We start from the raw sequence: 22,223 nt of genomic DNA on the forward strand, positions 1-22,223 counted from the left end.
CCGGCGGATCAGGATATGATGATTTTATTCTTTCAAATTCGTCCTCCGTTATAATTCCTTGCTGTATATAATCATTTTTTCTATGTATTCTATGAAAAAAGTCTTAGCAAAAGTTTCTTGATCCGAACATATGAAACAATCATATGGATCATTAAAATTTTCAGGTGTATTCAAATAGACTTTATTTGATTCTAAGCACTTCAATGAGTTTGGAGTAAATGGATAAAATTTAAAAACTGATTCAGGCATATGCTCTGCTTTCTCATCACACAATTCCCACATCGCCTCATGAATGCTCTTTTTTCTGGCAATTGCACTTTTGTCTGCCTGTTGTAACCAATGTTTTGTCCAATTGCCAGAATAGTTTTTACTTCTATAATCATCTTTACTAAAATTACTGTTATTTCCTTCTATCATAAGTTTCTTGACACATATCCTTTCAGCATTAATGTCATCAGTGCTGTTTATACATTTACTCCATCATTGTACCACATTATTCCGTTATTCAATAGCATATTAAAACAAAATCCACATTAATAAATTTTGAAACAGAAATCAATTTATAATCTCTTCATAATTCGCATCAAACTCAATCATATTTTCTTATCGGAATATTTGAATGGACAATTTTCACATTTTCTAATCCCTTCATCCATAATAAGTTTCTTATACCAAGTTCAAACATTGAATCCGTTTCTTTTTCATATGGGTTGATGGTTATACTTTTTATACTTTCAGGCTTAAATTTATAATCCACATACGGAATTAAGATATTTCCTTTCTTAAAAACACCCTTGGCTTTTATTTCATCAACTAAAGTCTCTGCCATTAATAAATCCTCTGGAATTTTTAACACAGTTCTATATTCTTCTTCACTTCTAAACGACTCATTTTTAAAAAAGCATCGCATATTATTTATTGCCTCTTTGAATGCATATAAAATTGAACCTTTATATTTGTCTAAATCATTTCCTGCTTCTTCAAAAATCTTTGCTAATCTGTTCAGCAACTCTGCAACACACTTTTTCTTATCGTCTCTCGAATACAAAATCAATCCGCGATAAATCATAATATCATTGCTTAATTTTTCCCCAATATTGACTTCTGTTTTTTCGCATTCTTTAAACATATTCCAAGCAAAATCAAAAACCACATTAAGACCAGCAGTTGTAGTACCGTAATAATTCCACATGCTAAGCGAATCACTGTTTGTAGAAAATGAACACGTATATGTATGATAGGATGTTTGTTTAAAGTCATGTTCCCTTCGTGAAAAACCAATATAAGACTGTTTATACTCTTCTAATTCACAAATCACATCACTATTTAAAAGAAACTCTCTAAAACTTGAAGTATAGCGTTCTTCATTTAATACTTCTTTTATAAGCGGTATAATCTCTACAAACTCCGTTGAATCATTTAAAAAGCGAACATCCGTAAAACGTAAAGAATTATTTTCAAGAATTGCTTTTAACGTATCAACTGCGCAATAATGGCATATTCCAGACGCTTTATTTGCAAATCCATCTACTTTATATAAATCAATTACCGCTTCCCCTTTATATGGGGTATTTAAAAAGTGACTTCGGGAAATAGCCATACATTTTGATATAATACATCTATCCGTCATAATAATTCTCCTCATTGCTAATCAAATCATTTGAAAGTATTCCAACGCCTCTCTTATAGCCACTTCTTTCTCTAGCGGACATTTCGGTTGTCTGGAATTTTCCGATTTTGGCAGATTATAATTCACTCTCTCAATAATCCCACATTTCTCTTTTACCTGTGCTATATACAAACTGCTAACTTTCAATCCACTATGCTCCAATACATACTCCTTAATCTCCTCATAAGTCGCCTTACTCTCTGCCTTCGTCAAATCCATTTCATCAAGATTTATTTCCACCTCAATATGATGCTCGACATTAAGTTTGGACAATAAACACACCGTCTCAACATGCACCGTCATCCCAAACTGATCCACCCCGCGCACTCTCTCAATCCCATACCCCCCGTCACAGAGCACCCGCAGATCCCGGGCCAGGGTCGCCGGGTCACAGCTCACATAGACAATCCGCTCAGGCTCCGCTTCCAATATACCCCTCAGGCAAGCCTCGTCGCAGCCCTTCCGGGGCGGGTCCACCACCACCACGTCCGGACGCGAAGCGTCCTCCCCATCCCCGCCGTGATAAAACTCCTGCAGCACCTCCTCCGCCTTCCCCACGAAGAACGCCGCATTCCCAATCCCGTTCCGGGCCGCGTTCTCTTTGGCATCCTCAATAGCCTGAGGTACAACCTCCACGCCGCAGACCCGCTTCGCCTTGCCCGCCAGGAACAGCGATATGGTTCCTATACCGCAGTACAGATCCCAAACCGTCTCCTGCCCTGTGAGCCCGGCATATTCCAGGGCCAGGCTGTAAAGCTTCTCCGTCTGGACAGGATTCACCTGATAGAAAGAAAGCGGCGAGATATGGAAAGTCAGCTCCTCCCCTGTATAAGGCCATCCCGGGCGCGTCATGTCCCGGACGCGGATGGTGTCGGATATCACATCCTTTCCCCAGATGGTATGCACTTCCTCTCCCATGATGACATTTGTCCGCTCTGTCTGGATGCTCACGGATATGCTGGCCATGCCCTCTATGCCGGCCAATTTCTGAAGCAGCATCTTCTGCCTGGGCAAAAATTCTCTCCCGCTCCCAGGCATCAAACCAGCATCCTCTGTACCGTCCTCCGTTATACTCTTTCCTGATGGCGCTGTTCTTCTTCCCATACCGCGAATCACACTGCCCTTTCCTGTCTCCCGGGCAAAATGCGACATATGTGTCATATTTTCTGTCCGTGCACGTGCCGGGGGTTTTCGGTTAATCACCAGACATACCATGATCTCCCCGCTGACATAGCCCTTGCGTATCAGCACATGCCGCACCAGCCCGGTTCCGGACGTCTCATCATAGGCGCTGACGCCATTCTCCCGCATATACTCCAGCACCGCCTCCATGACGGCCCGGTTTTCCACAGGCCCCAGCAGACAATCCGTATTTGCGATGATGCTGTGGGTCCTGCCCGCGTAAAATCCGGCAATCACATTCCCATCCCTGTCCGTCCCCACCGGGTACTGTGCCTTGTTCCGATAGCGGAAAGGCTCTTCCATCCCAACGACAGGCTCCATCCGCTCATCTATGTACCCCGGGGCGAACCCGCCTATCCGGATCAGACTGCCCCGAATCTTGTCCTGTTTGAACTCCAGCTGTTTCTCATAGGAAAGCGCCTGCAGCTGGCATCCCCCGCACTGCCTGTGATACGCGCATTTCGGCTCCACGCGAAAAGGAGAAGGTTCCAATACCTTCTCCAGCCGCGCATAGGCATAATTTTTCTTAGGCTTAACAATCCTGGCTTCCACGACATCGCCCACCACGGCATCTTTCACGAACAGCGTAAAGCCCTCCGCCTTGCCGATTCCGAAGCCCTCATTTCCGATGTCCTCGATCGCCACAGCAACAAGTTCGTTTTTTTGATATTTCATATATGTTTTCCCGTTTTTCTTCTTTTCGGCTCTGGCCGGCCCGACATCAAATCCGGCCGGCTTCCTGCACTTCCGGCTTTCCAATGAACCAATAAGCCTCTTCCAGCAAGCCCTCCCGCAGCCTGAAATAAACCGCTCCAGCTTCCCGAAAAACCTCTCCTACGCCAGCTCCTCCGCCAATGCCCTCAGCTGCGCCTCATTCTCCGGCTTCATGGCGGACAGCAATGTCACTGTATTCTCCGCGAACGAAATCTCCTTGCTGCCCGCGAACTTTGCCCGCATCAGTTTCGCCGCCGCAGGCGCCCAGGAGCCGTTCTCCACCAGCGCCACCGTCCGCTTCTGATAATTGTGCTCCACAAGCCGCATAATGAAATCATGCATGAAAGGATTGATGCTCATATTGTAGGTATTGCAGGCCAGCACCAGCTTGCTGTAGCGGAAAGCATCCGCCAGCGCAGCCGCCATGTCGTCCCTGGCCAGATTATAGACCACCACTTCCGCCCCTTTCTCCCGGAGGACATCCGCCAGATACAGCGCCGCCTTTTCGGTATGGCCATAGACAGAGGCATAAGCTACCACTACGCCGTCAGTTTCCGCACGATAGGACGACCATGTGTCATACAGCCCGATATAATACTCCAGATTCTCTTCCAGCACCGGCCCATGGAGAGAGCAAATCTTCTGAATGTCCAGCGCGCCCGCCTTCTTCAGCACATTCTGCACCTGCATCCCGTATTTCCCTACGATGCCGATATAATACCGTCTCGCCTCGTCCGCCCAGTCCTCCTCCACGTCCAGAGCCCCGAACTTGCCGAAGCCGTCCGCCGAGAACAGCACCTTGTCCCTGGCATCATAGGTCATCATGACCTCCGGCCAGTGCACCATGGGCGCACAGACAAAAGTCAGCTTATGGGCGCCCAGGTCCAGCTCCCCGCCATCTGCCACAGGCATCTGCTTCATCCGGGGCTCCAGCGAAAAGAACTGGTGCATCATCTTAAAGGCCTGTGCCGTAGCCACCACCTGGGCCTCCGGATATTTCTCCAGGAAAAGCGGGATATTAGCTGAATGATCCGGCTCCATATGCTGGATGATCAAATACTCAGGCCTGCGCCCGGCGAGCGCCTCTTCCAGGTTCTCCATCCACTGCTGCCCAAAGCTTCCGTCCACGGTATCCATCACCGCGATATGCTCATCCATTATCACATAAGAATTATAGGCCATCCCATTAGGCACCCGGTACTGCCCCTCGAACAAATCCACCTCATGGTCATTGACCCCTACGTATAAAATATCGTCTGTCACTTTCATCTTTCCATCCATCCTTTCTTTCACCCGAAGATTATCCGACTTTCTCTTGTTTTTACTTCATTTTTCATCATTCTCTCGTGGCCCGCAGATTCGACTCAAACAGGCGGTTGTACCCGAACCACCCCTGGTTCCCGCTGTTGTTCTCCAGTATCTCCTTGAACGTCTCCAGCTTCGCGTCCGTATCGTCCGCGTAATTCAGGGCCATAGCCTCCATCAGCGCGGGCAGCTTCGGCGAACCGTACTCATATTTCCCATGATGCGCCAGAATACAGTGCTGCACCTGTGCCAGAAGCTCATGGGGAAATCCGTCGATGCCCGCCGCTTTCTCCGCCACCATCTGGGAGCCCATGACAATGTGCCCCAGCAGCTGTCCGTCATCCGTGTAGTCATTCTCCGGAAAAGGCGAAAGCTCCTTTACCTTGCCGATGTCATGGCACATAGCTGCCGTCAGCAGCAAATCCCGTTTCAGAATCGGATAAGCGCCGCAATAATATTCACACAGCTTCGTCACACTTAAAGTATGCTCCAATAATCCGCCCACAAACCCGTGATGTACCGTTTTTGCGGCAGAGGAATGACGGAATTTTTTCACAAAATCATCGTCTTTCTCGAAAAAGGCCTCCAGAAGCCGCTTCAGATAAGGATTCTGAATGCTGTCCACCTTTTCCAGAAGCTCCAGATACATGGTATCGTTATCCCTGGAACTCACCGGCAGATAGTCCCCGGCATTGTATTCCCCTTCCCTGCAGACCCGGATTCTCTTGACGCTGACCTGGAGCGTCCCCTGGAAACTGTTCACATCCCCATAGACCTCTATGTAATCCAGCGTGTCGTAATCCCCGATGCCCGGATTGTTGGGCTCCCAGACTTTCGCGTCAATGGTGCCCGTCTTGTCCTGCAGAATCACATTTTCGTAGGGTTTCCCGTTCTTGGTCACCGCTGCCTGCTTATGCTTGCAGAGATAGATATCAAAAACTCTGTCCCCTTCTTTCAAATCTTTGATGAATTTCATCTATCTGACTCCTCCCAATTCTATATTGAACTTCATTTCCCTATATTCCTCCTGGGCCTGCCGCATGACGGCCACCTCCACCGTATCACCCGGCTCCAGGTCCATAAGGGCCTTGCTGTATTCCGCAAAAGAAGAGACGTTTTTCCCTCCTATGGCTGTAATCACATCCCCCCGCTGAATGCCCGCCAGCATGGCGGGAGAGTCCATGTCGAACTCCTCCACATAGGCCCCAAAGGGGATTCCAAGTTCCTGATTCGCCTCACGGGGCACATCAGCGCCCCTGATGCCCAGATAGGCGATCAGCGCCCCATTGGACATCTTTTCTACGGTTTTCTGTAAATCAGTGATGCCATAGGCCGTAATCAGGTTTCTCATGTCCGTGCCTGTCCTGTGGTTGGTGATGATTCCAAGCATCCGCCCCTGCAGATCGAACAGGACGCCGCTGGCGTTCTGGCTTCCGCTGATGTCCGTCAGCAGGATTCTGTAATTCCTGTCCGAGGCGGACACCGTGGTGCCGGAGGCGGTTATCATGCCGTAGCTGATGGAATTGCTGGTGCCCACAGGGCTGCCGATGGCGATGACCGGCGTTCCAATCAGGCTCTTCGAGTTGGAGTAGCCGAATTTCACGATCGGAAGCCCCTCTTCCTGCGGGCCCTCCGTACTTACGAGGCTCTCCGGGCCTTGCACTCCCTGGCCCTCTGCTCCCTGGCCATCCGGAGCGCTCTCGCCCGGCGCCCCCTGGCTTTCCGTCCCCTCCTGGCCCTGGCTCCCGGCGCCTTCCTGCCCCTCTTCCGTCCGGCCCTCAGAACCCTCCTGCGCGCCTTGCCTACTGCCCCGCACCTCATCGGACAATGCCTCCAAAGGTACTGAGAGCACCGCCAGATTGGTGGCCTCGTTGTGCTGCTTCAGCTGGGCCTCTACCTGGGATTCGTCGTAAAAGGTCAGCCGCAGCCTCTCCGCGGACCTGATGGCGGAATAGTCCGTCAGAATCAGCAGTTCCATGCCGTTCTCGGATATGATGACCCCGGAACACTGGTTTTCCCGCTCCTGCACGCTGTTGAACCAGTCGATGTTGGAAGTCACCGCCGTCACCGTCACGATGTAGCGGCTCAGCTCATTTCCGTACTCATGCAGGGCGGCGTACAGCTCTTTGTAATGATTCAGATCAAAAGTGACCTGGGCCAGAATCTCCTGAACCTGCTCCTCCCCAAGCCGTACTTCCGTCTCCTCCCCGCCCTCCGGATCCGGGCTCTGCACAGGCTCCCGGGACGGCATGGGCGTAGGCTCCGGGCTCTCCGTGGGAAGATTCTCCGCCAGCATCTCCTCCGGCGACATCTCCTCCAAATCCTCCGGGAATTCCACCGTCTGTATCTCGGGCTCCTCCTCCGGATACAGCCAATTGCTGATTACCGGTTCCAGCACAAGGAACGTGACGCAGGCCACCAGGCCGAAGATGACCGCCATGGAAATCGTGATGATAGTCCGGCGGATCAGCTTTTTCTTGTTGACCGGTTTCTCTTTGATTTTTTCGATAAGAAAGTCTTTCTGCTCATCGGGGAAATCTTTCTGCTCCAAATCAGGCATTTGCGCTCCTTTCCCTCTCCTAAAGCCGCAAAAACAGTCCCCTCTGTCAGGAGGAACCGCCCCTGGCACATCTACGCTTCCTAGTATACAAAAATATAGGGGAAAAGTAAAGTTATAAAGACCTGCCTTTCCACAAATATTCCAGAAGAGACATGCTCATTTCTTTTCAGGGATATCCGCAGATATCATAATATCGCAGCAAAAGCTCTACCACCCTGCTATAGCTTACCATCCCGTCCCGGACGCCGTTCAGCTTCAGGCTGGCGTCCGCGATGCTGTCGGATACGGCGTCCACGGTTTCCGTGTCCAGAAGCGCCTCCCTTTCTATCCTGGCCCGCTCCTGTGCCGTCAGGAATATGTTATCCCTATGGACCTGCGGGTGTATCGCAGCTCCGGTCAGGTACCTTTCATAATCTGCCGCTTCACGGTAGTCATTGTCGATATAGTACAGCACACTCAGATAACCGCTGTACTGGAAATAGATGTCCTCCGTCCGGACACATGCCAGATAGCCGATCAGATTCGCCTCATCCTCGCGGATGAACCCTTTCAGATGCCCCAGTTCATGGCATATGGTGGAGGGCCTGTTCAGCAGGTACATCACATCATTGTAATTGGCCTCCATGGAGAAAGGATAGAAGCACCCCGCCACATACTGCCGGCTCATGAAGTCCGAGCAGAGCAGGGGCTTCGGATTCGGGTAAAAACCCTCCAGGAGGCTGTAAGTCTCGCCTAACTGTCTCATGGCTGTCTTTGCCGTCTCCTCCATATCTCCCCGGTAGGAAAGCGTGCCGTCCTCATTCCGGGGAATCCGGCAGCACAGGGCATTGCACTGCTCCACCACGAAATTCCGCAGCGTCTCCAGTTCTTCCAGGCTGTATTCCGCGGCTGCGGCTTCCAGATATTTTTCCGCGAAGCCGGAGGCATGATAAAGTATGTAACAGTTCAGCGTCATCAGTGCGAATATGCCAAGCAATATCCACAGCCCCGCTCTGCAATATGCCCTGATGAATTTCCTCAAGCGGCTATGCCAGGCCTGGCGTTCAGGCTCTTTCCGCCGGGTTTCATCCATATCCAGGCCCGGTTCCGGCTCTCTTCCGGAATTCGTTTCCCATCTCCAGTTCCTTTCCGTTTCTTTCCCCTGAGCCTCTTTGGGAATCCTGCCCCGCTTACGTTCTTTCCTTTGGGCTTCTTTCAAATCTCCGCCCTGGTTCCGCCCTCTCTCATACCGCTTCACCGCCAGGCCAGTCAGCCACAGCGCCCCGAGCCCGGCCCCCGCAGCCGCGAAGCCCGCCCCAAGCCCAATCAGCATTTCCCCCACAGAAAAAGGAACCATGCCCACGGCCCGCCCATAGGTATCCACCCATATCCGATAGACACGGGACACATACCAGTCGCAAAACCGTTTACTACTCCACGCCACAGCGTGCAGCAACAGCATGATTCCCCATATGCTTATGTATACAATCCGACAGCGCCGCCGGCAAAGCCGCCTTTCCCCCCTTAAGCCGCCGCCCTCCGGCGCGCGCCCTTTACGCTTTCTCCGCGCCAGGGCAGACCTGACTTCCGTCCTTTCCATCCCCATACCCCCTGTGCCTTAAGGAGCCTATAAGAACACTCCCCCATATATACAGTATAGCACAGGCGGCAGGAATCGCCTTTTCCTTATTCTTCCATAAGCACGGCAACAAGCCTTGCAGCGCTCATGGCAAGAGGGGCATCCGCCAGCCGCATCCCCTGAATAAGGACATCTCACCAAAATGTCAGGCCTCCCCGCGTTTCCCCGCGCACCGCCTGCACATGCCGATTCCCAAAAGCAGCAGCAGCGGAAACAGCGCCGCAGCCAGAATCCCTTTCTTCAGATTCTCCCCAAAACAGCTGGAAACCATTCCCACCACCGTAGGGCCTCCGGAGCACCCCAGATCCCCGGCCAGCGCCATCAGCGCAAAGAGCGCCGTACCGCCTCTGGGTATGGACGCTGCCGCCTTGCTGAAAGTCCCGGGCCACATAATGCCCACGGACAGCCCGCACACCGCGCAGCCCGCCAGTCCCAGCACGGGACTTGGCACCAGCGACACGCACAGATAAGAAGCCACGCACAGCAGGCTGCTCCCGGCCATGAATCTGTCCAAATCGATTTTCTCCCCGTATTTTCCATAAAAGGCCCGCGCGCTGCCCATCAACAGGGCAAAAGCCAGCGGCCCCGCCAGATCCCCCACAGTCTTGCCCACGCCCAAACCTTTCTCCGCAAAAGTGGAGGCCCACTGGCTCACAGCCTGCTCGCTGGCCCCGGCGCATGTCATCATCAGCATGAACACCCAGAATATCTTCATGCCCGCCAGTTCCCTGATGGAAAGCCCTTTCTCCCCCTCCCCTATCAGAGAAGCCATGGGCACTCTCGTAAAGATGAACGCGTTGGCCAAAGGCACCAGCGCCCAGATAAGCGCCAGCGCTTTCCAGTTCCCGATGCCGCATACCCGGAAGAATACCGTAGACACCAGCACCACTCCCACATGCCCCCAGCAGTAGAAAGAATGCAGCAGGCTCATGGTCTGCTCCTTATGCTCCGAGGGGCAGGCTTCCACCACCGGGCTCACCAGCACCTCCAGAAGCCCTCCGCCGATTGCGTACAGAACCACCGACACCAAAATCCCCGCAAAAGGATTCCCCAACAGATCCGGCAGCACTGCCAGCAGCCCCAGCCCGGATGCCGTAAAAATATGGGCAGTCACCATAGAGGCCCGATAGCCTATCCTGTCCACAAAGCCCACAGACCCCAGATCCACCAGCAGCTGCAGTCCGAAATTGATGGTCACCAGCATGGTAATCTTTGAAAGAGGAATGCCATAGGTGTCCTGAAAAGTCAGAAACAGCAAAGGTACAAAATTGTTGACCACCGCCTGCACGATATACGCCAGGAAACAGGCATAAACGGTCTTCTGATATCCGTTCTTCACATTTGCTCCTATCCGCCCCAGGCCTTTCTTCTGCCTGCCAGGGCTATCACGCCCTGCCGAATGGCAAAGACGCGCTCTCCTGCCGTCAGCCGACGGCTCCGCAGGGTATTGCCTGCAATATGCCACTATAGCACAGGTGCCCGGATTTTTCCAGTCATTTCAGCAATTTGCGGACAATTATGGAACAAAAAAGAGCCGGGAAACCCGCGTCCTCACACGAATCCCCGCTCTTTTTCAATGTCCGAATTCAGACATTATAATTTCCCTTATCCCCGAACCATCTCCGCCAGCCGCGCTTCCTTTCCCGCGATATCCGTCACCAGCTTGAACTGGTTCCTGGCCCGGTCCAGATTGTGATGCTCCCTGTGGATTTTGAAATAAGTATCCCCATTGAGGTAATCCGTCAGAAACCGGATGCCGCATTCATAGGTCATCAGCTTCACGGACATAGGCAGCAGTGCCAGCTCCTCCTCCGTCAGGGCCTCCCGCATCTCGCTTAAGTATCCCTTAGCAAAAGCCTCAAAAGCCCTCTCGTCGAACCATACCTGACCCAGATCCACCTCGTCCTCCGCCGCTGTAGAGCCGCCGATGCGCAGCGCGTCCCCGAAATCATACAGCATGCTTCCCGGCATAACGGTGTCCAAATCGATGACGCACACGGCCTTTCCGCTCTCCTGGTCGAACAGGATATTGTTGATCTTGGTGTCATTGTGGGTCACACGGACAGGAATCCTGCCCTCTTCCATCCCCTTCACCACTCTTCCCGCCCAGGCGGCGTTCTCCAGGGCAAAATCTATCTCCGCCCTTACGCTCTCTGCCCTCCCGGCCTTGTCGGCGCGGATTGCCTCCCGCAGGGCTTCCGCCCGCTTAGGCGTGTGATGGAAGTCTTTGATGGTCTCATGGAGCTTCTCCACGGGGAAATCCGCCAGCATCCTCTGGAAGTGCCCGAAGCCCACCCCCGCCTCATATAAGTCCTCCGGGGTCCTGCTGCTCTCGATGGTCTTGGTGCCCTCCACGAAACGGTAGACGCGAAAGACATTTTCATCATCGACTCTGTAATACCTGCCGCCCTCCAAAGTGGGCACCACCTCCAGCGTCCCCCGCCGGAAGTCCCCGCCGTCCTCCCGGAGCTTCTCCCGGAGGAACGCTGTGACGTTCTCGATGTTCTCCATCAGCTCGTCCGGGTTCCGGAAGATAGAGGTATTGATTCTCTGGAGGATATAGCGGGGCATGGCGACCAGATATGTATCATTGATGTGGCCGTTGCCGTACGCTTCCGTCACCGGGCTGATTTCAAAATGCTTCAATATCTCATTCCGATCGATTTCTCTGCTCATAACCGCTCCCGCTCATTCTCGTCCACTATCATATGCCACTTTCCCTTTGTAAAATCAGGGAAGTCCACCACTGCGCCTCCCTTTGCGATGGACATTTCCGACAGGGCTGTCACCGCCATCCAGCTGGCCGCGTCATACACGTCCACCGGCATGGGCGCGTCCTCCCGCAGGCAGCGGAAGAATGTCTCGAACTCCAGCCAGTCCATGCCGTCATGGCCGCCCTTGACGCCCTCCTGGATATATTTCTTCCAGACCGGATGATCGTACTCTTCCTCATAGTCCTTGGCATTGCCCACACAGTGCTTCAGCCAGTCGAAGTCATGTGCGCTGTCCTCTTTCCTGTCCAGGAACACGGAATCCGTGACCTCCTCGTACATGCCTTTCGTGCCCCTGACGTTGAAGCCGCGGCTGTAGTACCTGGGCAGAGTAGTGTCCAGAGTCAGGGTGATGGTCTCTCCCCTGGCGCATTTGATCACCGTGGTCACCACGTCGCCCTGGGCGAAAGTCTCTCCCATCAGACGCTGGTCGTCGCTCTTGCCGGCCCTGATATAGTCCCGCAGCCCGGCCGCCTTGGAAGCCGTGGAGCTTAAGGTCAGCATGCGGTTGCCGTGGTTGATGTCCAGCACCTTTGCGATGGGGCCCAGCTCATGGGTGGGATAGTTCTCGCAGTTCCTGCTCAGATAGTTCCTGAGCCTGTAATGCCTGTTCTCTTTTCCGTAAGCAATCTCGCTGCGCAGATCGTGGTGGTACCCGCCGGCACAGTGCACCACCTCGCCGAAGAGGCCTTTCTTCACCATGTTCAGGGCCATCATCTCCCTGCGGCCGAAGCAGCAGTTCTCCAGAAGCATGAAAGGCGTGCGGGTCTTCTCACAGGCCTCCACCAGATCGTAGCAGTCCCTGATTTCATAGGCTCCGCCTACCTCTATGGCCACGGCCTTGCCCGCGTACATAGCCTCCAGCGCTATCTCCACATGGGTCTCCCATGCGGTGGCCACAACAATGACGTTTACATTCGCATCCTTGATTACATCTCTGTAATCCGCGTAACCCACAGGCTTTGCCTGGCCGAATTTCTCCACCAGCTCAATGCCTTTCTGCACCCTGTCCTCATAGACATCGCACACTGCCACTACCTGTTCCCCCTGGGGGAGCACTGCCCACTCCAGCAGCCCGTACCCTCTGCCGCCCAGTCCGATAAATCCGATTCTGATGTCTTTCATTCCATATCCCTCCATGTCGTTTCTCTCCCGCCTCCCGTGCGGAACAAGCTCCGTTCCAATCCGCAGCCTCCTGCAGCTCCCATGGGAATGCCTCGCGGAACCACCCTGCACAGCAGCCAAAACGTCACTGTTCACAGATACTTCCGTGATGTGCTTTCGTGCGTGATTTGTATAAAATCCCGAGAGCGCGGGTGCCGAAACAATTTCTGCCGCAAACCCTCCGAAAGGTCTTTACAGCGTCTCCTGTAATTGGTATCATAGCATTGGAAAAAGTATATATCTATATCAAAACGGCTCATAAATATATACTTTCGGCTCAGCCAATTACAGTTCATGCCGCAGCCGCCGACAGAATCCGCAATCGGGGCTTCCGGCCAGGACGGAAAGCCCGGGCGGCACTGCGGCCTCACTGGCGGTGCGCAGTATGCGGTTCGGAGATTTCGAGAGTATCGGGAGGCGGAAAGGAGAATCCATGGTCTGGCTGGCATATTCCGTCAGGGAGCAGATCCGCATCACGGACATGTACTCCCTGTTCGAAGCTCATTTCGACAACGGCTACGCGTTCCCCGGAGAAAGTCACAATTTCTGGGAATGCCTCTATGTCATGAAAGGGGAGGTCTGCGCCTCCGGGAACGAAAGGGTCTACAACCTCACCCGGGGCTCCATCATCTTCCATAAGCCCCTGGAACTGCACAAATTCATCGTAAACGGCCCTGACGGTGCGGATTTGCTGATTTTCTCCTTTGCCGCCGAGGGGCCCCTGACTTCCTGTCTGGCGGAAAAGGTCTTCGCGCTTTCCGATGCCCAGCAGGACATCCTGGCTTCCATGCTCTCCTTTATCCGTGCCAAAATGGAAGAGCCCCGGTTCAGGGAAATCCTGTCCGCCCGGGATGCCAGCTCCTGTCTGGAGCCTTTCCTTACCAGCCCCGCCTATTCCCAGATGCTGTCGACTTACCTGCACCAGCTGATGCTCTCCCTGGCGGAAACCGGATCTGTCTCCTCCGTGTCCTCCGCGCCGGACGCTGTCATCTTCCGCAGGGCCATCAGCTACCTGAACAGCAACGTCAGCGCCCAGCCCTCCGTGCCGGAAATCGCCCGGTACTGCAACGTCAGCGAGGCAAGTATTAAACGGATTTTCGATAAATACGCAGGTATGGGCATCCACAAATACCTGCTGAAGCTGAAGGTCAAGGCGGCGGCAGAGCTTCTCCAGAGCGGGGAAAGCGTCTCCAGCGTGGCGGAGCAGCTTGGCTTCAACAACCAGAGCTACTTCTCCCGGGCTTTCAAGCGGGAGACAGGCCTTGCTCCCTCGAACCTGAAAGCAGCCGCCTCCCAATGAGACGGCTGTCTTTATGCCCTTAAGGCATGAATCGAATCAGCCCGATCCCCGCTATCTTCATCTGCCAATCCTCATTATGGAAAAAGCCCCCGCCTCACGGCGAAAGGCCATACTTCCAATCCAGCCGCTGACAGGCCGCATTTCGGCCGACAGCAAACTTTATTTATATTGCTTAACAGTTATAATTTCCGAGTAACCCCACTGCATAACGCCAGCCATATGCGTTTAACCAGTGCGGTACGGTAAATTCCGGCGTTATGCAGTATATGCTGAAATTTCCTCTGTCATTTTTCAGGCATCCGGCAGAACCGGTCCCATCTCCCCCTCACGAGAAGCGTCAGCGCCGCTCCCGCCAGGCAGATTCCTATCCAGAGCGCCACCACCGGCAGCCATCCCGCCTCTTCCGCCACGGCCCCGAAGCCATAGGTAGACAGAGAGCTGCCCACATAGGTGGCCGAATTCAGGATGCCGGATACCGAAGAGACCTTGCCGTACCTGGTGAAATGCCCCGGCACACGGCTGATCAGCATCAGGTTGATGCCATGGGCGCAGCCGGTAATCAAAGTCATCATCATGATGCACACCACCGGCAGTCCGTCAAATACCATCAGCATCACCACGCCCGCCACGGCGCCCGCCACGAACAGACATGCCGCCGTAAAGACTTCATTCTTCAGGCGCTCCAGCAGCAAAGAGGCCAGCAGGACGCTGAACACGCTGAATACCGGAAGCGCCGCCGCCGACAGGATGGAGCTGGCATTGCTCATGCCGAACATTTCGCTCATATATACCGGCATCCAGGTGGTTATCCCGTCTCGCAAAGTTCCCTGCAAAATGATAGCCAGCAGAATCGCAACCAGAGGCGCGTCCCCCGCCAGCTGCAGGAACAGAGATTTCTTCCCGCTTCGGCGCCCGTCTTTCTCAGAGGCCTCGTCCTGCTGCGCCTCTTTCTGCCGTGCCCCTTTCTGCCTCTCCTCCGGCGCAGGGCTGTCCGCCCCCAGTTTCCGCGTATTCCAGAACCAGACAAAAGCCGCCCCAATCCCCAGCGCAGCCGGCAGCATGAACACCGACTTCCACCCGGAAACCGAAATGCATACCGGCGTAAGCACATAGACCGCGATTGTAGCGACAGAGGATGACATGGACACCAGCACGCAGGAATACTTATACCATTTATCATTCAGGCATTCCGCCATGATGCGCACCATGGGAGGCCAGAGCATGGCCTGGAAGAAACCATTGGCGCACCAGACCGGGATGATGATCTCCATCCTGGGAAAGCCGGCCACCAGCAGATTACATCCGCATGCCCCGGCCAGTCCCGCGAACATTATCATCTGGGGCTTGAACTTATCCCCCAGAATCCCGCAGATAATCTGGCCGAGTCCATAGCTCAGGAAACATACCGTCACCGGCAGTCCCGCCACGCTCTTGCCAATCTGGAGCACATCCTGCAGTTCCACCATACAGGCCGCATAGTTCAGCCGCGTCATGTAACTCATGAAATAGACAAGGCAGCAAAGAAAACAAAGGAATTTCATCTGTTTCTCGGATGGAAGTTTCGTCAGCATAGCAGGCATTTCCCTTCTAATCTGTCGCGTGATGATATGATTATGGCACTGGTCACCGCCAATGTCAAGCCATTAATCATCAACTTTTACAAACTGCCATCCTGCAATCCGTTTCCTGTCACGGCAGCCTTTAACATGTACCTTTCAGGGAGAACATCAAAGTATCCCCCAGCCGCATATCCACCATGATTTCCGTGACATTATGCCCGTAATAGCGCTTCTCATAGACTTCATAAGGACTGCACGGCTTCGGGAACCGAATGGTATGCTTTCCTTTATAAGAGGCATGAATCGTGACAAAGTTCGCATTGGCGTAAATCACGTCATCCTGTGTATTGTACAGATGGCAGCCAGCATATTCGGCCAGGGACGCAATCAGCTCCGAGCGCAGTATCTGCGGCGCGCAATAGGCGCTGGTCCAGCCGTCCATCTCCCTGATTCCGTAAGCCGCAAGCCCCATCTCGCAGTAAGCGCCCAGCACCTGTACTCTAGGGTCATCAATATAGAACCCGGGATTCATGTAAGGGGGCGCCAGCACATTCTCCAGCCACACATTACTGTGCACATCCCTGTCGATATAGCCGTAGCGCCTGTCCTCCACCCCATAGCGCACCGCAGGATGGGACAGATCCGTAAGCCGGAACCGGGGCGAACAGGTGTGGTCGATCCGGCCCACATGCATCCCGATCAGGCTCTCTATGTGGGCATTGTCCATGACTTTCTCCGCATCCGGGTTCACGAATCCCGGCGCGTACAGCCAAAGCACCACCGCATGGTTCTTCCCGGCCTTGCGCAGCACTGCCTCCCGCTCCTGATCCGTCAGCCGAAACAGGTTCATCATAATATACAATTTGTAATCCGGCATATCCTCCCTGCTCAGATCATTGTGGAAATAATAATCCACAGGAGCGCCTATCCTGTGCAGATCCGATGTGCGGTAGTAATCCAGCATCATGGTATTTGTGTAGCCGGATACGGCATGGCAGCTCTCCTGGTCATAGATAACCGCTATTTCGTTTTGTTTGTCACGGTTCAGGGAATAGGCGAATTTCGCGATTTCCCTCTGGCGGCTGAACAATCCATAAATATCCTCATGCTGATACCTGCCGCCCTCCGCGTGCTGATCGAACCACCAGGCATAGATGTCCTCGCACAGTACCCGGGCAAAGTCCCGCTTCAGTGTCACCATGCTGTCCCGCACGTCATACAGCCCCATGGCATCCCGGTAGAAGCTGTCCTCCAGATGGGTCCGGCTGTCCTCCTCCGCCACGAACATCTGACCCCGCAGCCGGAAAGAATCCTGCATCTCCCGCTGGGCAACACATCCGCCGGGCTCCCTGTTGTTGTACACGCCGGGAGCGGCCAGGAAATCCACCTTTCCGCTGTCCAAAATCGTCAGGGTGGCCGTAGCCGTGGTGCTGTTGTAAAAGTCCGTGCAGCCGTAAGAACCGTAGAACGCTCCCACCACTTTCCCCTCATAACGATTTTTCAGCAACGCGGCGAAATGGACGATGGCCTCCGCCGTGGCCTCGTGGAGCGCATCATAGAAATCCGCCACATAGGCGTAATCCTCCAGATTCAGGAACACGCCCAGATTGGCGGCCTTTTTCCCGTTCATATCGATATTCTTTCCGATGATGCGGTCCGCGCTCTCATAATATTTCATGGCGTCCAGAATGCCCTCTTCCACATGGATGTAATACTGCTCCTCCACATTGGGAATCAGCGGATTCTCAAAAGAAGCGTCCTGCCGTTTCCAGGCTTTGCACAGACTCTCTTCCGTGCCGTAGCGCTTCTTCAGGAAACTCCCGTAGGCTTTCCGGAACGCCGGGGAGAAATCGCCGTACTTGTTCTTCCCCCTGTCGCAGATGGCATTCACGGGATACCACTCGGAAGTGCCTCCCGCCGCCAGGAAATAGCCGATGACCCTGTCCGCAAAAGGCAGCCTGTCTATGGCATCGCAGAAATCCTGCAAGGCCTTTCCCGCCGCAGCCTTCCACTTATCCGAGGCAAAGGAATACATCCCCGGAATCTCGTCTCTGTGCACCTCCGAAGAGAGAATGGAGGGCTCATGGCTCCCGTCCTGATATGTAATCAGCTCGTCTAAGTTCTCCTCCATCCAGTCCACCGGCGGATGCAGTCCGATGCGCACTATGATATAGGCATCCGGCACCTGGGAGAGCAGGGTCTTTGCGTTTTTCACAAAGGCCTCCAGGCCGCCGGGCTCATGCCGTGAAACCCCTTCTTCGTCCACATAATCTTTCCCCGGGCGCAGCCAGTCCGTATTGGTCATCAGGAAAAAGACCCTGAGCCCCGCCTCCCCCAGATTCCTGATATAGTCCGGCTTGTTAAAGCGCGTGGTCATAGCCATGGGCGGGAAGACTTCTCCGTCGATTACCAGCGCGGGGCTCCCGTTTACCTTTTTCACTTCCGCAAAACTCATATCCAATTTCCTCCTCGTTTCTACAGCGTCCCCGCACATCCGGGGACGCTGCCGCATTCAAAGAACAATCACTCTTTCACCGACCCCACCGTGATTCCCTTTACAAAGAACTTCTGCAGGAACGGATAAACTACCAGAATCGGGACGATCGCTATGAACATCTGGGCGCTCCGCACCGTCTTTTCGCTTAAGCTGGACAGAAGAGCCAGCTGCTCCGGCGTCATGTTGGTCATGGTCTGGTTATTGTTGATGACCTGGGTCGCCAGATAGGTTGCCATGGGATAATTGTTCGGATTATTCATATAGAACATACCGTCAAACCATGCATTCCAATGCCCTATCATGGAGAACAGGAGCAAAGATGCCAGCGATGGCTTGGACATGGGGAGGATGACCTTGATCAATGTCTGCCAGTGATTGGCGCCGTCCACAAAGGCCGCCTCCTCGATGGCCCTGGGAAGCCCCTTGATGAAGTTCATCATGATGATCACATTCCAGATGCTCATGGCAGAGGGCAGAATCAGCACCCAGAAGCTGTCCAGCAGGTGCAGGTTCTTGATCACCATATAGGTGGGAATCAGGCCGCCCCCGATGAACATGGTGATGGCAAAATACACCATGTACGCCGTCCTCGCCCTGAACTGCTTCGCAGGCCGCGACAGGGGATAAGCCGTAATCGCGATAATAATCATATTGAATGACGTTCCCGCCAGCACGCGGAGGGCCGAGATGCCCACGGAGTGGAAGAAATCTTTCTTGGAAATCAGATACTCATAAGCCGTGAACGTGAATTCCACCGGCACGAAGCCCACCCGGCCCGCCATGGCCGCATTGCTGGAGCTCAGGGACATGGCGAACACATGCAGGATAGGCAGGATACAGGAGAGCGCCACCAGGGCCAGAACGACTGTATTGAACACCTGATATACATAAAAACTCACAGACCGTTTGACTTTCATAGAATGCACCTCCTTTAAAATACGCGGTAATCGCTCTTCTTATAGAGAATCCAGTAGCTGATTCCCACGAAGACCAGCGACACGGCAGATTTGAACAGTCCCATGGCGGCGGCTGCGGAATACTGATGCCCCGCGATACCCATCCGGTACACCAGCGTATCCAGGATATCCACTGTCTTCTCCACAGTGGGATTGTACATGACCAGAATCTGCTCAAAGCCGGCGTTCAGGATGCCCCCAAGCCCCAGCACCGTCAGCACCGCCACCATGGGCAGGATGCTGGGCAGCGTCACATGGAGCACCTGTTTCCAGCGGCTGGCCCCGTCCACCCTGGCCGCCTCATACAGGGCGGCGTCCACATTGGTGATGGCTGCCAGAAGCAGAACTGTATTGTACCCCATCCCTTTCCACACATCGGAGGCGATGATGATCGTCCGGAAATACTTATTGCTCACCAGGAACGCGATGGGCTCTATATGGAAGAAACTCTCCAGCACATTATTGACGATGCCGTCATACGCGAAAATCTCCAGCAGCATTCCTGCCAGAATCGCCCAGGAAAAGAAATAGGGGATAAAGACTATGGTCTGCACGGAACGCTTGAACCAGCTCTTTATCACCTCATTGAGCATCAATGACAGGATAAGGGGAACCAGAATGCTCAGAATGATCTTAAAAAAGGCGATAATGAAAGTATTTACGAAAGCCTGGCGGAAACTGGGCATGGTGAAGATATAGGCGAACTGGTCAAATCCCACGAACTTCGACTTGGTAAAGCCGAGAAGGGGTTTGAAATCCTGAAAAGCCATAATCAGGCCGAACATGGGAAAATACGCAAAAACCGCGGTAAAAATCACCGCCGGAAGCAGCATGACATGCAGTTCCCTGGTCTTGTACAGGCTTTTTTTCTTTTTCTTTCTCTCTTTTTCTGCCATAAGATGCGGCTCCTTTCCAAAATGAAATCAGGTAAAGCTTTACAGGGCCGCCGCTCATTCCAGCGGCGACCCTGTCCTTTTCACGCTTCTATTCTTATTTGTTCTGGTACCACTCGTTCACCTCTCTCGCGATATCGTCGCCGCCCTGAGCCTTCCACTGCTCTACGAACGTGTCGAAACCGTCGACGGGGGTCTCACCCATGATGATGCTGATATAGGTATTGTCGCGCAGCTTATCCAGCTCGCCCTGCTTGGATATCATGGAAGGTGTGGTCACATAGACCTCATCATAAATGATGTCGGCCGTCTCCACAGTCTTGATCATGTTGTCCACGCCGCCGTTCTCGGCCAGACGGCTGAAGTAGGTTCCCCATGCAACGCCGTCATCCGGGTTCTCCGCATAGTTGAGATAAGATGCCCAGGATCCCCAGAACTCATTGTTGCGGGGCGCGTCTCCTACACTAATCTCTGTCTTGCCGTCCTTGGCGTACTGATTGATGACCTCAAAGTTCTGTCTTAAACAGGTAGGGGAGTAGATTCTGTAAGGCAGCCAGGTGTACACATAGCTGTGCCACTCTGTCTTCTCCTCGTCGCTCATGGCGTTCTGTACCTCAGGCGGGCTGTTCTTCAGGGTGTACTGCAAAGACCAGTAAATCATCTTGAACACTGCCTCCGGATTGGTGCAGTCCTTGCCTACCGCGATGAAGTTATTCACGGGATAGCGGGAAATCATGATGTCAGGCTGCTCTCCGTCTAAGGACAGGTTCGGCCCTACCACCCAGTCAGCTTCGGGATGCTCCACCTTATTGCTGTTCAGGGGCCAGTTGGGAACCCACCAGGAGCCGGGAACAATGGCATACTTTCCGGCAACGATGTCGTTGACCACCGGCGAATCCGCCGCCCAGATATCATAAGCCGCGAAGTCTTTCTTGAAATATCCTTTCTCGTACCACTCGTTGAGTTTGGACAGGACCTCTTTGTTCTTCTCATTGATGCCGGCGTATTCCAGCGTGCCGTTGTTGTCGTACCAGCCGCCGGCCCAGGACTCATAGGCATGGAAGAAAGGCGTGAAATCTCCCAGCTGGGCGCCGAAATAATTCTTGCAGGCGGGGAGCACAGGGCCTCCTGTCTTCTCCATCAGTGTGTCGCAGAGCTCCTCGAACTCTTCGATGGTCTTGGGCAGCTGATCTGCGGAAGTGATGCCCACTTCTTTCAGCTGGTTCATGTCGTAGTACATCTGGGAGGTAGACTGCGCGGGATCCGTGCCCATGGGCAGACCGTAAAGCTTGCCGTCCTTCTTGCCTACGTTGATGAAATTGCCGTCAAAGTTATAGATGTTCTCCAAATCGGGGCAGGTATACTTCTCATAGTACTCGGTCAGGTCTATCAGACCTCCCTGACTTGCCAGATCCTCAAAATCATTGGGAGAGAGCATTACCACATCGGGAATGTTCCCCGCCGCCATCTCGGCGCCGAACTTCTGGGAGAACTGATCCGCGTTCACGATCCAGTCGTAAACCAGATTGATGTTCAGCTCCTCGCTCAGCAGCTTTACCGCTGTGGAAGTCTCCGGCGTCACATCTGTAGGCGTTTCCGGATCCTCGGATTCACGGTACTGCAGTACCACATGGATTTCCACGGGCTCCTCGTAAGGCTCCAAAAGCAGCGCCTCCGCGCCCTGTGCCTCCTCGCCGCTTTCTGCCGGCGCCTCTGCCTCGCCAGAATCAGAGGGCGTCTCCTCAGAACTTTCCGCAGGCGCCCGGGATGACTCCTCCGCCTTGCTCTCTGCAGCCCCGCCGTCTCCTGTGGATGCGGGTTCTCCGCCGCAGCCGGCCAGCATGCTCGCTGTCATAATTGCCACAAGCGCGCTGGAAAGCAGCCTTTTTACTGTCCTTTTTTTCATACTTTTCCTCCTCCATATTCATTTTTGGTTGATATATACATTATATGTTTTGCAATCCGTAATTTTAAGGGATAATTGTACAAAAAAGCAGGATAATTATGCCTTTTCTTTTTTCTCAGACACAATTGC

Annotated in this window: 16 protein-coding genes; 1 reads left to right on the forward strand and 15 read right to left on the reverse strand. The window is 53.4% G+C overall.

All coding sequences use genetic code 11. From position 1 onward, the window contains the following. Nucleotides 1-48: 48 nt before the first annotated feature. From NFS35_RS07065 to NFS35_RS07110, 10 genes are all read right to left on the reverse strand, one after another. Nucleotides 49-417 carry a hypothetical protein gene (locus NFS35_RS07065; RefSeq protein ID WP_251206423.1) on the reverse strand — a complete coding sequence of 123 codons (369 nt, stop codon included), beginning with the start codon at nt 415-417 and terminating at the stop codon, nt 49-51. Between the two features lie 172 nt (nt 418-589). After that, nucleotides 590-1,630, reverse strand: a complete 1,041-nt coding sequence (locus NFS35_RS07070) for a DUF2971 domain-containing protein (protein ID WP_251206424.1) — start codon at nt 1,628-1,630, stop codon at nt 590-592. A 21-nt stretch (nt 1,631-1,651) separates the two neighbouring features. Further along, a complete protein-coding gene (gene rlmD, locus NFS35_RS07075) occupies nt 1,652-3,526 on the reverse strand; it encodes a 23S rRNA (uracil(1939)-C(5))-methyltransferase RlmD (RefSeq protein ID WP_251206425.1) in 1,875 nt (624 codons plus the stop codon). A gap of 159 nt (nt 3,527-3,685) precedes the next feature. After that, nucleotides 3,686-4,858 (reverse strand): FprA family A-type flavoprotein, encoded by a 1,173-nt coding sequence (locus tag NFS35_RS07080; RefSeq protein ID WP_251206426.1) that lies wholly within the window; start codon nt 4,856-4,858, stop codon nt 3,686-3,688. Nucleotides 4,859-4,901: 43 nt separating this feature from the next. Beyond that, on the reverse strand, nt 4,902-5,846 hold the full coding sequence (locus NFS35_RS07085) for a 3'-5' exoribonuclease YhaM family protein (protein ID WP_251206427.1): 945 nt from the start codon (nt 5,844-5,846) through the stop codon (nt 4,902-4,904). After that, complete coding sequence (locus NFS35_RS07090; protein ID WP_251206428.1) at nt 5,847-7,430, reverse strand: PDZ domain-containing protein; 1,584 nt, start codon at nt 7,428-7,430, stop codon at nt 5,847-5,849. 166 nt (nt 7,431-7,596) lie between these two features. Continuing rightward, nucleotides 7,597-9,009: a DUF3810 domain-containing protein gene (locus tag NFS35_RS07095; protein ID WP_251206429.1), complete on the reverse strand. Its 1,413-nt coding sequence runs from the start codon at nt 9,007-9,009 to the stop codon at nt 7,597-7,599. Nucleotides 9,010-9,193: 184 nt separating this feature from the next. After that, complete coding sequence (locus NFS35_RS07100; protein ID WP_251206430.1) at nt 9,194-10,387, reverse strand: MFS transporter; 1,194 nt, start codon at nt 10,385-10,387, stop codon at nt 9,194-9,196. 266 nt (nt 10,388-10,653) lie between these two features. Further along, nucleotides 10,654-11,724, reverse strand: coding sequence for a phosphotransferase enzyme family protein (locus NFS35_RS07105; RefSeq protein WP_251206431.1), 1,071 nt, complete (start codon nt 11,722-11,724; stop codon nt 10,654-10,656). After that, nucleotides 11,721-12,944: a Gfo/Idh/MocA family protein gene (locus NFS35_RS07110; RefSeq protein WP_251206432.1), complete on the reverse strand. Its 1,224-nt coding sequence runs from the start codon at nt 12,942-12,944 to the stop codon at nt 11,721-11,723. Before NFS35_RS07110 ends, NFS35_RS07105 begins: the two co-directional genes overlap by 4 nt. Nucleotides 12,945-13,368: 424 nt before the next feature. Between NFS35_RS07110 and NFS35_RS07115 the strand changes: the two genes are divergently transcribed. Continuing rightward, nucleotides 13,369-14,283 carry an AraC family transcriptional regulator gene (locus tag NFS35_RS07115; protein ID WP_251206433.1) on the forward strand — a complete coding sequence of 305 codons (915 nt, stop codon included), beginning with the start codon at nt 13,369-13,371 and terminating at the stop codon, nt 14,281-14,283. Between the two features lie 284 nt (nt 14,284-14,567). Here NFS35_RS07115 and NFS35_RS07120 read toward each other — a convergent pair whose 3' ends face one another. The 5 genes from NFS35_RS07120 to NFS35_RS07140 all read right to left on the reverse strand — a co-directional run bounded on the left by NFS35_RS07120 (nt 14,568) and on the right by NFS35_RS07140 (nt 22,094). Next, nucleotides 14,568-15,854: an MFS transporter gene (locus NFS35_RS07120; RefSeq protein ID WP_251206434.1), complete on the reverse strand. Its 1,287-nt coding sequence runs from the start codon at nt 15,852-15,854 to the stop codon at nt 14,568-14,570. A gap of 130 nt (nt 15,855-15,984) precedes the next feature. Beyond that, a complete protein-coding gene (locus NFS35_RS07125) occupies nt 15,985-18,297 on the reverse strand; it encodes a hypothetical protein (RefSeq protein ID WP_251206435.1) in 2,313 nt (770 codons plus the stop codon). A gap of 68 nt (nt 18,298-18,365) precedes the next feature. Then, nucleotides 18,366-19,256, reverse strand: a complete 891-nt coding sequence (locus NFS35_RS07130) for a carbohydrate ABC transporter permease (RefSeq protein WP_251206436.1) — start codon at nt 19,254-19,256, stop codon at nt 18,366-18,368. Between the two features lie 14 nt (nt 19,257-19,270). Further along, entirely contained in the window at nt 19,271-20,191 is a 921-nt protein-coding gene (locus NFS35_RS07135) for an ABC transporter permease (RefSeq protein ID WP_251206437.1), read from the reverse strand. Between the two features lie 94 nt (nt 20,192-20,285). After that, entirely contained in the window at nt 20,286-22,094 is a 1,809-nt protein-coding gene (locus NFS35_RS07140) for an extracellular solute-binding protein (RefSeq protein WP_251206438.1), read from the reverse strand. Between the last annotated feature and the right edge of the window lie 129 nt (nt 22,095-22,223).

The sequence above is a fragment of the Acetatifactor aquisgranensis genome (assembly GCF_943193215.1).
Classification (GTDB): Bacteria; Bacillota; Clostridia; order Lachnospirales; family Lachnospiraceae; genus Acetatifactor; species Acetatifactor aquisgranensis.